14 protein-coding genes are annotated in these 12,946 nt (G+C 71.7%); 12 read left to right on the top strand and 2 right to left on the bottom strand.

Annotation, left to right across the window (positions count from 1 at the left end):
* Positions 1 to 3: 3 nt before the first annotated feature.
* From ACH4B3_RS17960 to ccsB, 5 genes are all read left to right on the top strand, one after another.
* A complete protein-coding gene (locus tag ACH4B3_RS17960; protein ID WP_398463810.1) occupies positions 4 to 708 on the top strand; it encodes a histidine phosphatase family protein in 705 nt (234 codons plus the stop codon).
* Positions 709 to 957: 249 nt separating this feature from the next.
* Positions 958 to 1,572, top strand: coding sequence for a TlpA family protein disulfide reductase (locus ACH4B3_RS17955; RefSeq protein ID WP_398463809.1), 615 nt, complete (start codon positions 958 to 960; stop codon positions 1,570 to 1,572).
* Positions 1,569 to 2,339 (top strand): cytochrome c biogenesis CcdA family protein, encoded by a 771-nt coding sequence (locus tag ACH4B3_RS17950; protein ID WP_398463808.1) that lies wholly within the window; start codon positions 1,569 to 1,571, stop codon positions 2,337 to 2,339. Before ACH4B3_RS17955 ends, ACH4B3_RS17950 begins: the two co-directional genes overlap by 4 nt.
* Positions 2,340 to 2,342: 3 nt before the next feature.
* Complete coding sequence (locus tag ACH4B3_RS17945; protein ID WP_398463807.1) at positions 2,343 to 4,373, top strand: cytochrome c biogenesis protein ResB; 2,031 nt, start codon at positions 2,343 to 2,345, stop codon at positions 4,371 to 4,373.
* A complete protein-coding gene (ccsB, locus tag ACH4B3_RS17940) occupies positions 4,370 to 5,458 on the top strand; it encodes a c-type cytochrome biogenesis protein CcsB (protein WP_398463806.1) in 1,089 nt (362 codons plus the stop codon). The genes ACH4B3_RS17945 and ccsB overlap by 4 nt, the downstream gene beginning before the upstream one ends.
* A gap of 221 nt (positions 5,459 to 5,679) precedes the next feature.
* Here the strand turns inward: ccsB and ACH4B3_RS17935 are convergent, their stop codons facing one another.
* Positions 5,680 to 6,090: a PLD nuclease N-terminal domain-containing protein gene (locus tag ACH4B3_RS17935; protein ID WP_398463805.1), complete on the bottom strand. Its 411-nt coding sequence runs from the start codon at positions 6,088 to 6,090 to the stop codon at positions 5,680 to 5,682.
* 209 nt (positions 6,091 to 6,299) lie between these two features.
* Here ACH4B3_RS17935 and ACH4B3_RS17930 point away from each other — a divergent pair, with 209 nt between their 5' ends.
* The 3 genes from ACH4B3_RS17930 to ACH4B3_RS17920 are packed head-to-tail and all read left to right on the top strand — an operon-like array spanning position 6,300 to position 9,454.
* On the top strand, positions 6,300 to 7,751 hold the full coding sequence (locus ACH4B3_RS17930) for a menaquinone biosynthesis decarboxylase (protein WP_398463804.1): 1,452 nt from the start codon (positions 6,300 to 6,302) through the stop codon (positions 7,749 to 7,751).
* Between the two features lie 13 nt (positions 7,752 to 7,764).
* A complete protein-coding gene (gene mqnP, locus ACH4B3_RS17925; RefSeq protein ID WP_398463803.1) occupies positions 7,765 to 8,682 on the top strand; it encodes a menaquinone biosynthesis prenyltransferase MqnP in 918 nt (305 codons plus the stop codon).
* 49 nt (positions 8,683 to 8,731) lie between these two features.
* A complete protein-coding gene (locus ACH4B3_RS17920; protein WP_398463802.1) occupies positions 8,732 to 9,454 on the top strand; it encodes a UbiX family flavin prenyltransferase in 723 nt (240 codons plus the stop codon).
* Positions 9,455 to 9,495: 41 nt separating this feature from the next.
* Here ACH4B3_RS17920 and ACH4B3_RS17915 read toward each other — a convergent pair whose 3' ends face one another.
* Complete coding sequence (locus ACH4B3_RS17915) at positions 9,496 to 9,642, bottom strand: hypothetical protein (protein WP_398463801.1); 147 nt, start codon at positions 9,640 to 9,642, stop codon at positions 9,496 to 9,498.
* A gap of 114 nt (positions 9,643 to 9,756) precedes the next feature.
* On the opposite strand from ACH4B3_RS17915, the gene ACH4B3_RS17910 reads away from it, so the two are divergent.
* From ACH4B3_RS17910 to ACH4B3_RS17895, 4 genes are all read left to right on the top strand, one after another.
* Positions 9,757 to 10,212 (top strand): Lrp/AsnC family transcriptional regulator, encoded by a 456-nt coding sequence (locus ACH4B3_RS17910; RefSeq protein WP_398463800.1) that lies wholly within the window; start codon positions 9,757 to 9,759, stop codon positions 10,210 to 10,212.
* A gap of 129 nt (positions 10,213 to 10,341) precedes the next feature.
* Positions 10,342 to 11,505: an aminofutalosine synthase MqnE gene (mqnE, locus tag ACH4B3_RS17905; protein ID WP_398463799.1), complete on the top strand. Its 1,164-nt coding sequence runs from the start codon at positions 10,342 to 10,344 to the stop codon at positions 11,503 to 11,505.
* Positions 11,506 to 11,534: 29 nt separating this feature from the next.
* On the top strand, positions 11,535 to 12,236 hold the full coding sequence (locus ACH4B3_RS17900; protein ID WP_398463798.1) for a UdgX family uracil-DNA binding protein: 702 nt from the start codon (positions 11,535 to 11,537) through the stop codon (positions 12,234 to 12,236).
* Positions 12,237 to 12,390: 154 nt separating this feature from the next.
* Positions 12,391 to 12,909 (top strand): GNAT family N-acetyltransferase, encoded by a 519-nt coding sequence (locus ACH4B3_RS17895; RefSeq protein ID WP_398463797.1) that lies wholly within the window; start codon positions 12,391 to 12,393, stop codon positions 12,907 to 12,909.
* Positions 12,910 to 12,946: the final 37 nt, after the last annotated feature.

Genomic DNA, 12,946 nt, shown 5'->3' with positions numbered 1-12,946 from the left:
GACATGACGAAGACCGACAGCGACCTCACCGTCGTCCACCTGATGCGGCACGGTGAGGTGGAGAACCCGGACGGGGTGCTCTACGGGCGGCTGCCCGGCTACCACCTCTCCGAGCTGGGCCGGAAGATGGCCGACCGGGTGGCCGAGCACCTGGCCGGGCGGGACGTCAGGTACGTCGTGGCGTCGCCGCTGGAGCGCGCCCAGGAGACCGGGCAGCCGATCGCCGAGGCGCACGGCCTGGAGCTGGCCGCCGACGAGCGGCTGATCGAGGCGGACAACATCTTCCAGGGCAAGACCTTCGGCGTCGGGGACGGCGCCCTGAAGAAGCCGGCGAACTGGAAGTACCTCACCAACCCCTTCCGGCCCTCCTGGGGCGAGCCCTACGTCGACCAGGTGGTCCGGATGATGGGCGCGCTGAGCGCGGCACGGGACGCGGCGCGCGGCCACGAGGCGGTGTGCGTCAGCCACCAGCTGCCGATCTGGGTGGTGCGCAGCTGGGCCGAGAAGCGGCGGCTGTGGCACGACCCGCGTCAGCGGCAGTGCACCCTGGCCAGCCTGACCACGTTCACCTTCCGGGGCGACCGGATCGTGTCGGTGGGCTACAGCGAACCGGCCCGGGACCTGGTGCCCACGCATCTGCTGGCCGGGGCCCAGCGGCGGTTCGGCAAGGGCTCGATCAAGGGCGCCTCCAAGGGGTTCGGCGCCTGACCGCGGCCGGCCCGGGCCGGCCGCGCCCAAGGGTGCGGGAAACGGTCCGGTGCCGGGTCGGGCGGTCCGGCACCGGACCGCCCGGCCCCGCCGTTGGTTCCTGCCCGGCCCCGCCGCTGGTTCCTGCCTGGCCCCGCCGTCACCCCCGTCACCCCCGCCGACCTGCGCGGCCGCGCCGCCGGGCGCCGTTCGATCGGCACCACAGGGGGGTGCGGATGATCCCTAAACCGCCCATGCGAAACTTTTCACATGAGTGCCTGCCGCGCCCCTCGGGGCCTCGCGACCCGCCGTCGCGCCATCGTGCCGGCCATCGGGGCCGTTGTCGCCGCGCTGACCTTGTCCGCCTGTGGCTCGGGCGTCTCCGGAGGATCGTCCGACACCAGATTCGTCACCGGCAAGGGCGGTCTGGACACCGTCCCGAAGGGTGACCGCCAAGCCGCGCCGGATCTCACCGGCAAGGACATCCACGGCAAGCCGCTCAGCGTCGGGGACTACCGGGGCAAGATCATCGTGCTCAACGTCTGGGGCTCGTGGTGCGCGCCGTGCATCGCCGAGGCGCCGCACTTCGCGAAGGTCGCCAAGGCCACCGAGGCGGACGGCGTGCAGTTCGTCGGCATCAACACCCGTGACCCCGACCCCGCCAACGCACGCAAGTTCGAGCGGGACAACGAGGTCTCCTACCCCAGCTTCTACGACCCGATCGGGAAGCTGATGCTGCGCTTCCCCAAGGGCAGCCTCAACCCGCAGCTCATCCCGACCACGATCATCCTCGACCGGGACGGGAAGATCGCGGCCCGCGCGATCCGGCCGCTCAACGAGGAGAAGCTGCGGGAGATGATCGACCCCATCCTCGCGGAGAAGTGACCGTTGTGATCACTCTCGCCGACGCCGCGGTCAACGAGACCGTCCTCAGCGGGGCGCTGCTGCTGGCGCTGCCGGTCGCCGTCCTCGGCGGTCTCGTCTCCTTCTTCTCCCCCTGCGTGCTGCCGCTGGTCCCCGGCTACATGTCGTACGTGACCGGCATCACCGGCGCGGACCTGGCGGAGGCGCGGCGCGGCCGGATGCTCGCCGGGGCCTCGCTGTTCATCCTGGGCTTCACCGCCGTCTTCGTCTCCACCGGCGCCTTCTTCGGGTACGCCGGACGCGAGCTGCAGGAGCACCGGGAGACCATCTCCCAGGTGCTGGGCGCGGTCACCATCCTGATGGGCCTGGCCTTCATGGGCCTGCTCAAGCGGTTCGGCCAGCGCGAGTTCCGCTTCCACGTCAAGCCCACACTGGGGCTGGTGGGCGCGCCGGTGCTGGGCGTGCTGTTCGGGGTCGGCTGGACGCCGTGCCTGGGGCCGACGCTCACCGCCGTCACCGCCCTGTCCTTCAACGAGGCGAGTGCCGGTCGCGGTGCGCTGCTGACCGTCGCCTACTGTCTGGGACTGGGACTGCCCTTCATCGTGGTGGCCATCGCCTACCGGCGCGCGCTCGGCGCGTTCGGCTGGGTCAAGCGCCACTACGTGTGGGTGATGCGGATCGGCGGCGGCATGCTGGTGGTTCTCGGCGTGCTGCTCGTCACCGGGGCCTGGGACCGCATGATCAGCGACATGCAGGTGTGGACGAGCAGCTTCAACGTGGGGATCTGATCCATGGCCACCACTGACACCGACGCCACGGCGAAGGACGCCCCCGAGGACGTCCACCCGGCCGGGGACGACCCCGGCCGGGCGCCGGAGGACGGCGACGGCGACCTCGGCGAGGCCGGGTCGCAGCTCTCCACGGCGCCCGTGGAGGAACGCGGCCAGGCCGTGCCCGGCTCGTTCGGCGGGGTGCGCCGGCCCGGCGCGCTGGGCGGCGCCCAGTGGCTGGGCCGCGAGGTCCTGGGCTGGCTGCGCTGGTTCTGGCGGCAGCTGACCTCGATGCGGGTCGCGCTGCTGCTGCTGTTCCTGCTCTCGCTGGCCTCGATCCCCGGCTCGCTCGTCCCGCAGGACAGCGTGGAGCCGCTCAAGGCGGAGGACTTCCGGGCCCGGCACGAGACGCTGGCGCCGCTCTACGAGAAGCTGCAGCTGTTCAACGTCTACAGCTCGGTGTGGTTCTCGGCGATCTACATCCTGCTGTTCATCTCGCTCATCGGCTGCATCGTCCCGCGTACCTGGCAGTTCATCGGCCAGCTGCGCGGCCGCCCGCCGGCCGCCCCGCGCGACCTCACCCGGCTGCCCGCCTACACCAGCTGGCGCACCCGGGCCGCCCCCGAGGAGGTGCTGCGCGCCGCCGGTTCGGCGATCGGGCGCCGGCGCTTCCGCAACCACGTGGCGGGCGACGCGGTCGCCGCGGAGAAGGGCTACCTGCGCGAGGCCGGGAACCTCGTCTTCCACCTGGCGCTGATCGTGATGCTGGTGTCGTTCGCCGCCGGGCAGCTGTGGAAGTCCGAGGGCGGCAAGCTGATCGTCGAGGGCAGTGGTGACGGCTTCACCAACGGCCTCACCCAGTACGACAACATCCAGTCCGGCCCGTGGTTCGACACCGACGACATGGCGCCGTTCGGCTTCGAGCTGGACGACTTCGAGGCGGACTACGTGCGCAGCGGCCCGCAGATGCGCACCCCGACCACCTTCCGCGCCCACGTCAGGTACTGGGAGGGCGTGGACGGTCCGGAGCGGAAGAAGACCATCGAGGTCAACCATCCGCTGGAGGTCGCCGGCTACAAGGTCTTCCTGCTCGGCCACGGTTACGCGCCGGTGGTCACGGTGCGGGACGGCCAGGGCGACGTCGCCTTCAAGGGGCCGGTGCCGTCGCTGCCGCTGGAGGGCGCCAACCTGACCGAGAACGTGGTCATCAAGGTGCCGCACTACCGGGGCAAGGACGGCAAGAAGGACCAGATCGCCTTCCAGGGATTCTTCGTACCCACCCTCGACCTGAGCACCGGCACGATGTTCTCCCAGTTCCCGGCGCTGGACAATCCGGCGCTGGTGCTCACCGCGTACCGCGGCAGCCTGGGCATCAGCGGCGGCACGCCGCAGAACGTGTACCAGCTGGACACCTCGCGGATGAAGCAGTTCGGCACCGGCGACGGCAAGAAGAACCGCGGTGAGCTGCTCAGGGTCGGCGACGAGATGGAGTTGCCGAACGGCGCCGGCACGCTGGAGTTCACCGGCATCAAGGAGTGGGCGACCTTCCAGATCTCCCACAAGCCGGGCACCCCGGGCGCGCTCGTCGGCGCGGTCGCGGCCCTGGTCGGGCTCGCCGCCTCGCTGTTCATCCAGCGCCGCCGGGTGTGGGTGCGGGCGGTGACCCAGCCGGACGGCACCACTCTGGTGGAGATGGCCGGGCTGGGCCGCAGCGAGTCGGCCAAGCTGCCCGAGGAACTGGCCGACCTGGCCGTCGACCTCCAGTCGGACGCCCCGCCGGTGCCGGAGGCCGGTGCCGGGGACGACGCCGGCGCCGGGGACGGCTCCGAGACCCCGGGGGACGGCGAGTCCGAGGCGTCCGGTGAGCCCGGCGGGTCCGGGGCCTCCGGCACGACCGGGGGCGCCGGGAAGTCCGGCGCGGCCGCGGACGCCGACCGGGCCGCGCGGCCCGCAGAACCCACTGACTCCGCCGAATCCGATGATTCGGCCGATCCCGCTGAACCCGCCGATCCCGGCGACTCCGCAGACCCTGCCGAAGGAGCGCGCGCGTGAACCTCGCCGCAGCCAACGAGAGCCTGGCCGAGACCAGCAACGTGCTGATCTACTCGGCGATGGCCGTCTACACCCTGGCCTTCCTCGCCCACATCGCCGAATGGGTCTTCGGCAGTCGCAGCGCCGTGGGCCGCACCGCGGCCGCGATCGCCACGGACCGTTCCGCGGACCAGGCGAAGGTGACGGTCACCGTCGCCACCAAGGGCGGCGGCACCACGGTGCTGGAGCGCCCCACGGTCATCACCCGCTCCGCGCCCGGCAGCCGCGACGTGCCGGACGGGCCGGGCGCCGCGGGCACCAGCGAGCAGGGCGACGTGTACGGGCGCATCGCGGTCGGCCTGACCGTGCTGGGCTTCCTGCTGCACGCCGGTGGCGTGGTGTCCCGCGCGGTGTCCGTGGAACGGGCGCCCTGGGGCAACATGTACGAGTTCTCCACGACCTTCGCGATGGTCGCGGTGGGCACCTACCTGACCCTGCTGGCGCTGAAGAAGAACGTGCGCTGGATCGGCCTGCCGCTGGCCACCACGGTCCTGCTCGACCTGGGCCTGGCGGTGTCGGTCCTCTACACCGACAACGACCAGCTGGTCCCCGCGCTGGACTCGTACTGGCTGTGGATCCACGTCAGCTGCGCGATCGTCTCCGGCGCGGCGCTCTACCTGGGCTCGGTCTCCGCGCTGCTGTACCTCTTCCGGGACAGCTACGAGACCCGGCTGGAGAACCCCGAGGGCAAGCAGTACGGCAACTTCGTCAGCTCGGTGCTCGCCCGGACGCCGTCCGCCGCCTCGCTCGACAAGTTCTCGTACCGCATCAACGCCACGGTCTTCCCGCTGTGGACGTTCACCATCATCGCGGGCGCGATCTGGGCCGAGGCCGCGTGGGGCCGCTACTGGGGCTGGGACCCCAAGGAGGTCTGGTCCTTCATCACCTGGGTCGCGTACGCCGGCTACCTGCACGCCCGCGCCACCGCCGGCTGGAAGGGCCGCAAGGCGGCGTACCTCGCGCTGCTGGCGTTCGGCTGCTACCTGTTCAACTACTACGGCATCAACATCTTCGTGTCCGGCAAGCACTCGTACTCCGGCGTCTGAGCGACGCCGGACGTCCCGCCGACCGAACCCGCCCCGGCCGGTTCCGGTGACCCAGGTCCCCCGCGACCCCGGTCACCGGGACCGGCCGCGGTCGTCCGGGCGGCGCCGGACGACCCCGGGCGGGACCGTGGCGCTGCACCGTGCGGGACCGTGGCGCTGCACCGTGCGGGACCGTGGCGTGGGCCCGGGCAGGACCGCGGCGCGGCGCCGGGCGCCGGGGGTCAGCGGTTCGGCGGGGTGTCCTCGGGGCCGTCGTCCTTGCGCCGCAGCTCCTCCTCGAGCCGCCGCAGTTCGGCCTCCCGGTCGCTCGCCGGCTCCTCGTCCGCCCCGGCCGGACCGGGGTCCCGCGGCGCCCCGCGGTCCTTGAGGGATTCGAGGAACTCGGGGTTGTCGTCCGGGGCCACCCAGCCGCCGCGCCGCCGGCCGGCCCGGCCGCCGCCTCCCTGCGCGGGGGTGCGCTTGCGCCCGGCGATCAGCCAGGAGACCGAGCCGACGACCGGGAAGAGCAGCACCAGGATCGCCCAGATCGGCTTGGGGATGTAGCGGACGTCCTGCTCATCGGTGGTGATGCAGTCGATGAACGCGTAGATGCTGAGCGCGAGCGGCACCAGAATCATCAGCACCCGGAGCATGAGGCCGTCCCCCCTGCGTGTGGTGTACGGGCCCCGAAGCGCGGGCCCTGGGTTACGGGCACCAGAGTAGTCCGCGCGCGCCCGGGGCCGTTCCGCCGCGCTGCCCGGGGGCGGCCCGGGCCGGCCGGCGGCGGCCCTTCGCGGACGGCGCGGCGGCGTTGGTGTGCCCGGCGCCGGGGGGCCGGGGGCCATGGCGGATACTGGACGGCATGGCATACGACGATCTTCGTTCGTTTCTGCGGGCACTTGACCGAGAAGGCGACCTCAAGCGCGTCAAGGCCGAAGTCGACCCCCGTCTGGAGGTCGGCGAGATCGTCGACCGGGTGAACAAGGCGGGCGGCCCGGCGCTGCTCTTCGAGAACGTCAAGGGCTCGTCGATGCCGCTGGCCATGAACGTCTTCGGCACCGACCGGCGGCTGCTGAAGGCGCTGGGTCTGCGCTCCTACGCGGAGATCAGCGAGCGGATCGGCGGCCTGGTCAAGCCCGAACTGCCGCAGGGGATCGGCGGGCTGCGCGAGGCGTTCGGCAAGCTCGCCGGGGTGTCGCACGTGCCGCCGAAGAAGGTCCGGGACGCCCCCGTCCAGGAAGTGGTGCTGCACGGCGACGAGGTCGACCTGGAGACGCTGCCGGCCCTGTTCACCTGGCCGAAGGACGGCGGGTCCTTCTTCAACCTGGGCCTGACCCACACCAAGGACCCGGAGACCGGGGTGCGGAACCTGGGTCTGTACCGCCTCCAGCGCCATGACCGGCGCACCATCGGGATGCACTGGCAGATCCACAAGGACAGCCGCAACCACTACCAGGTGGCCGCGCGGCGCGGCGAGAAGCTGCCGGTCGCGATCGCGTTCGGCGCGCCGCCGGCCGTGACGTACGCCTCCACCGCCCCGCTGCCGGGTGACATCGACGAGTACCTGTTCGCCGGCTACCTCCAGGGCAAGCGGGTGGAGATGGTCGACTGCAAGACGGTGCCGCTCCAGGTCCCGGCGCACGCCGAGGTGGTACTGGAGGGGTGGCTGGAGCCGGGGAAGATGCTGCCGGAGGGCCCGTTCGGGGACCACACCGGCTTCTACACCCCGCAGGAGGACTTCCCGGCGCTGACCATCGACTGCGTCACGATGCGGCGCCGCCCGCTGCTGCAGTCCATCGTGGTGGGCCGGCCGCCGACCGAGGACGGGCCGCTGGGGCGGGCCACCGAGCGGTTCTTCCTCCCGCTCCTCAAGATCGTCGTCCCGGACATCGTCGACTACCACCTGCCGGAGTCGGGCGGCTTCCACAACTGCGCGATCGTCTCGATCGACAAGAAGTACCCCAAGCACGCGCAGAAGGTGATGCACGCCATCTGGGGCGCGCACATGATGTCGCTGACCAAGCTGATCGTCGTGGTCGACGCCGACTGCGATGTGCACGATCTGCACGAGGTGTCCTGGCGGGCACTGGGCAACACCGACTACGCCCGCGACCTGACCGTGGTCGAGGGCCCGGTGGACCATCTCGACCACGCCTCCTACCAGCAGTTCTGGGGCGGCAAGGCGGGCATCGACGCGACCCGCAAGCTGCCCGAGGAGGGCTACACCCGGGACGGCGGCTGGCCGGAGATGGTCGAGTCGGACCCGAGCACGGCGGCGCTGGTCGACCGTCGCTGGAAGGAATACGGGCTGTGAAGGGATACCGACTGTGAGCGCGGCCGAGGGAGTCGTCGGGCGGGGTCCGAGGCCGGCCGGCGGCCGGGTGCGGGCCTTCCTGCGGCTGGTGATGATCGAGCACTCGGTCTTCGCGCTGCCCTTCGCCTACATGGCCGCGCTCACCGCGATGCTGCTGGACGACGGCGAGGTCGACTGGCTGGGGCTGCTGCTGGTGACGGTGGCGATGGTGGGGCTGCGCACCTTCGCGATGGCCTGCAACCGGATCATCGACCGGGAGATCGACGCCCGCAACCCGCGTACCGCGGGCCGGGAGCTGGTGACCGGGGCGGTGTCGGTGCGGTCGGCGTGGACCGGGGCGCTGGTGGCGCTGGTGGTCTTCCTGGGCGCGGCGGCGCTGCTCAACCCGCTGTGCCTGGCGCTGGCGCCGGTGGCGGTGGTGCCGATGGTGGTCTATCCGTACGGCAAGCGGTTCACCCACTACCCGCACGCCATCCTGGGGCTGGCGCAGGCGATGGGCCCGGTCGGCGCCTGGATCGCGGTGACCGGCGAGTGGTCGTGGGACGCGGTGATCCTGGGGGCCGCGATCGGCATCTGGATCGGCGGCTTCGACCTGATCTACGCCTGCCAGGACGTGGCGTCCGACCAGGCGCACGGGGTGAGGTCGGTGCCGGCCCGGTTCGGCGTGCCGGGCGCGCTGTACGGGGCGCGCGGCTGCCATGTGCTGACGGTGGCGCTGCTGGGCTGGTACGGCCTGGCCACCGACGCCGGGGGGTTCTTCTGGGCCGGCCTGCTGATCGTCATCGCGGCGTTCGGCTACGAGCACACCATCGTGAAGCCCGGTGACCTGTCCCGGCTGAACCGGGCGTTCTTCACCGTCAACGGCTTCATCGGTATCGCGCTGTTCTGCTGTGCGCTGCTGGACCTGCTGGTCCGCGGGCTGAGCGGGTGAGGACCGCGCGGGTGAGGCGCGACGGAGGGTGCCGGATAGGCTCGATGGCGTGGAGCCGCGTGAACAGCACAGCGAACAGGGCAGTGAGGGACGCGGCGGGCCGGGCGCCCGCCGCCCCTGGGTGGTCGGTGTCTCCGGGGCGTCCGGCACGCCGTACGCCGCCTCGGTGCTCCGCGGTCTGCTGCACGCGGGCGAGGACGTCGATCTGGTGGTCAGCCGATCGTCCCGGCTGACCCTGCTGGACGAGACCGGCATCGCGTACCGGGACGCGCACTGGCGGGAGGATCTGCGCAGCTGGCTGGCGCGCGGCGCCGACGGCGCGCCGGACGCCTTCGACGTGGACGTCTCCCGGGTGCGTCACTGGGCGGCCGGGGACCTGGCCGCCGGGCCGTCCTCGGGGTCGTACCCGGTCAAGGGGATGCTGATCGTGCCGGCGAGCACGGCGTGCGTGGCCGGGGTGGCGCTGGGGCTGTCGAAGGACCTGCTGCAGCGGGCGGCGAGCGTGACGCTCAAGGAGCGGCGGCCGCTGGTGGTCGCGGTGCGGGAGACCCCGCTGAACGGGCAGACGCTGCGGCACCTGGTGACGCTGGACGAGGCGGGCGCCGTGGTGCTGCCCGCCTCGCCGGCGTTCTACGCGGGTGCGACGCACATCCAGGATCTGGTGGACTTCGTCGCCGGGCGGGTGCTGGACGCGGCAGGGGTGCCGCACAAGCTGTACCGCCGTTGGGAAGGGGAGCTGGGCGGTGGGGCCGGCTCCCGGGGGAAGGGATAGGTCGCGCGGACGTGTCTCCGTCGGAGGTGGGAGACGAAGGGTCAGCGCTTCTTGGCGGCGGTGCGGCGCTGCGCGGCGGGCGCCCGGCGCGGAGAGGCGGACTGGTGGGCACGCGAGCGGCTGGCCAGCTCCTGCAGCTCGCGCATGCGGGCGTAGGCCATCTCGATCGTGTACACGGTGAGACTCATCTCCTGAGGATCGTCATTGATCGTATGAAAGATTTGCAGGGCATCGGCCCCTGCATGCCTTAGATTCTACATGTAAATCCTTGAGATCGCAGAACAATGGAAGGCGCCAGGCATATGGACGCGGTGGATAGGCAGCTCATCCAGGCCCTCCGGGAGAACGGCAGGGCCTCGTACGCGGAGCTCGGCCGGCTGGTCGGCCTCTCCGGGCCGAGCGTCACGGACCGGATCAACCGCCTGGAGGCGGCCGGGGTGATCACCGGCTACCGCGCCACCGTGGACGCGGCGTCCCTGGGCCTGGGCGTCACCGCCCTGATCGGCATCCAGCTGTCCGACGCCACCGACCACGAGGACGTGGCGCACCGGTTGCGGGAACTCGCCGAGGTCGAGGACTGCTGGTTCATCGCGGGCGACGACTCCTACATGCTCAAGGTGCGGGCCACCGACGTGGACGGGCTGGAGCGCACCATCCGCCGGCTGTCGGGCACCCGCGGGGTGTCCCGGACCCGGACCACCATCGTGCTCTCCACCAAGTGGGAGAACCGGGTCGGCGAACTGCCCGAGCAGGTCTGAGCAGGCGGCCGCCGGTCCGGCCGGACGGCTCCCCGGGCGACGCGCCCAGGGGGCCGCGTCCGGCCGGAAACCGGGGGAGTAGGCTCCTCACCAGGCCACAAACGCAGACGTACGGGAGGCGGCCGGAGGATGGACGCTGGACTCAAGCGTGAGCTGGAGCAGAAGGTTCACGCCGGGGAGCGGCTGTCCCGCGCGGACGGCATCGCCCTGTACGCGTGCGACGACCTGGCCTGGCTGGGCGGGCTCGCCCACGAGGTGCGGACGCGGAAGAACGGCGACGTCGTCCACTTCAACGTCAACCGCCACCTCAACATGACGAACGTGTGCACCGCGTCCTGCGCCTACTGCTCCTTCCAGCGCAAGCCGGGCGAGAAGGACGCGTACACGATGCGCATCGAGGAGGCCGTCAGCCTCGCCAAGGCGATGGAGGGGGAGAACCTCACCGAGCTGCACATCGTCAACGGGCTCCACCCCAACCTCCCCTGGCGCTACTACCCGCGCTCGCTGAAGGCGCTCAAGGAGGCCCTGCCGCAGGTCTCCCTCAAGGCCTTCACCGCCACCGAGATCCACCACTTCGAGAAGATCTCCGGGCTGTCCGCCGACGAGATCCTCGACGAGCTGATCGACGCCGGTCTGGAGTCGCTGACCGGCGGTGGCGCGGAGATCTTCGACTGGGAGGTGCGGCAGCACATCGTCGACCACGACACCCACTGGGAGGACTGGTCGCGCATCCACCGGCTGGCGCACGCCAAGGGCCTGAAGACCCCGTGCACCATGCTCTACGGGCACGTCGAGGAGCCCCGGCACCGGGTGGACCACGTGCTGCGGCTGCGGGAGCTGCAGGACGAGACCGGGGGCTTCCAGGTCTTCATCCCGCTGCGCTACCAGCACGACTTCGTGGACATGAAGGACGGCAAGATCCGCAACCGCCTCCAGGCGCGGACCTCGATGGCCACCGGGGCCGAGGCGCTGAAGACCTTCGCGGTCTCCCGGCTGCTGTTCGACAACGTCCCGCACGTGAAGGTCTTCTGGGTGATGCACGGGGTGCAGACCGCCCAGCTGGCGCTCAACCACGGCGCCGACGACATGGACGGCTCGGTCGTCGAATACAAGATCACGCATGACGCGGACAACTTCGGCACCCCGAACAAGCTCACCCGGGACGACCTGCTCGACCTGATCCGCGACGCCGGCTTCCGCCCGGTGGAGCGGAACACCCGCTACCAGGTCATCCGCGAGTACCCGGGGCCGGACCCGGAGCGCCGCGAGTCGCCGCAGCCGATGCGGGTGTGACCCGCGGCTGACCGGGTACCCGGCGGCGCATGGCGAGCAGCCCGGCGGGCCGGAGCGAGGGCGGGCACGCCCCCGCCGGCGGACCGGAGGAGGCGTACACCGCGGCGCCGTTCGTCCCCGAACGGGCGGACCTGGCGGCGCTGCGGAGCGCCGCGGCCGACTGCCGGGGGTGCCCGTTGCACCGCGCCGCCGACCGGACGGTCTTCGGTGCCGGTGAGGCCGACGCGCGGGTGGTGCTCGTCGGCGAGCAACCCGGTGACCAGGAGGACCGCGAGGGCCGGCCGTTCGTCGGCCCGGCCGGGCGGGTGCTGACCCGGGCCCTGGCCGAGGCCGGGATCGACCCGGCCGAGACCTACGTCACCAACGCCGTCAAGCACTTCAAGTTCGAGGTGGTGCCCGAGCGCGGCAAGCGGCGCATCCACAAGGCGCCCGGCCTGCGCGAGCTGACCGCCTGCAAACCCTGGCTGATCGCCGAACTGCGGCTGATCGACCCCGAGCTGATCGTCGCGCTCGGCGCGACGGCCGGCAAGTCGCTGCTCGGCCCCTCGTTCCGGGTCACCAGGCAGCGCGGTGTGCTGCTGCCCTGCCCGGCGCTGGACGGCGAGGAGCCGCGCGGCGAGTGCGTGGTGGCGACCGTCCACCCCTCCGCCGTGCTCCGGGCCGACGACCGGGAGGCGGTCTACCGGGGGCTGGTCGCCGATCTGCGGGTGGTGGCCGAGGCCCTGGGCTGAGCCGGCTGGTGGCTCCGGCCCGGGGGTGACCTGGTGGTTCTCAGTCCGTGAGAAATGGGTGGGCACGCCATCTTGTAATGGCTAGGCTCGCTGTGTGCCTATTACTGCGCCTGTTACCGTGCCTGATGCTGTGCCTGTTGCCGGGCCCGCTGCCGTGCCCGTTGCCTTCACGCGTGACCCGGACCTGACCCCGGCCCTGCGGGAAGAGATCGTCCAGCTCTGGACCCGGGTCACCAACGCCGGCGGCGCGGTCGGCTTCGTCCCCCCGGTCACCGCCGCGGACGTCCGGCCGGTCGCCGACGAGCAGGCCGCCGGGGTCCGCGCCGGGGAGCTTCGGCTGGTCGCCGCCCACCAGGACGGGGCGCTGGTGGGCACCGCCTACCTCAAGCTGAACGCCCACCGCCTGATGCGGCACTGGGCCTGGGTGGTCACCGTCATGGTCGACCCCGGCCTGCAGGGCGGCGGGCACGGCAAGCGGCTGCTGAACGAGGTCATCGACATGGGCCGCGACCTGGGCTTCGACGCCCTCCGGCTGGGCGTGCGCAGCGGCCGCGGGGTGGAGGACTTCTACGCCGCCGTGGGCTTCGAGGAGATCGGCCGGATGCCCGACGCGATCCGGGTCGCCGGCGGCGAGTTCCGCGACGACATCATGATGTGGCTGCCGCTGAAATGATCCGGAAGCGGGCGTGATTCACTGGTTGTCTGGTTGT

This window comes from Streptomyces sp. NPDC018031 (assembly GCF_044327625.1).
Taxonomy (GTDB): Bacteria; Actinomycetota; Actinomycetes; order Streptomycetales; family Streptomycetaceae; genus Streptomyces.
Note: the sequence above shows the minus strand (reverse complement) of the source record. Positions and strands in the feature narration are given on the sequence as shown.

What these genes read in the sequence shown, in the direction of transcription:
- ACH4B3_RS17960 (WP_398463810.1), top strand. Translation starts at nt 4, where the DNA reads ATGACGAAGACCGACAGCGACCTCACCGTCGTCCACCTGATGCGGCAC.
- ACH4B3_RS17955 (WP_398463809.1), top strand. Translation starts at nt 958, where the DNA reads ATGAGTGCCTGCCGCGCCCCTCGGGGCCTCGCGACCCGCCGTCGCGCC.
- ACH4B3_RS17945 (WP_398463807.1), top strand. Translation starts at nt 2,343, where the DNA reads ATGGCCACCACTGACACCGACGCCACGGCGAAGGACGCCCCCGAGGAC.
- ACH4B3_RS17935 (WP_398463805.1), bottom strand. Translation starts at nt 6,090, where the DNA reads ATGCTCCGGGTGCTGATGATTCTGGTGCCGCTCGCGCTCAGCATCTAC.
- ACH4B3_RS17930 (WP_398463804.1), top strand. Translation starts at nt 6,300, where the DNA reads ATGGCATACGACGATCTTCGTTCGTTTCTGCGGGCACTTGACCGAGAA.
- ACH4B3_RS17915 (WP_398463801.1), bottom strand. Translation starts at nt 9,642, where the DNA reads ATGAGTCTCACCGTGTACACGATCGAGATGGCCTACGCCCGCATGCGC.
- ACH4B3_RS17910 (WP_398463800.1), top strand. Translation starts at nt 9,757, where the DNA reads ATGGACGCGGTGGATAGGCAGCTCATCCAGGCCCTCCGGGAGAACGGC.
- mqnE (WP_398463799.1), top strand. Translation starts at nt 10,342, where the DNA reads ATGGACGCTGGACTCAAGCGTGAGCTGGAGCAGAAGGTTCACGCCGGG.
- ACH4B3_RS17900 (WP_398463798.1), top strand. Translation starts at nt 11,535, where the DNA reads ATGGCGAGCAGCCCGGCGGGCCGGAGCGAGGGCGGGCACGCCCCCGCC.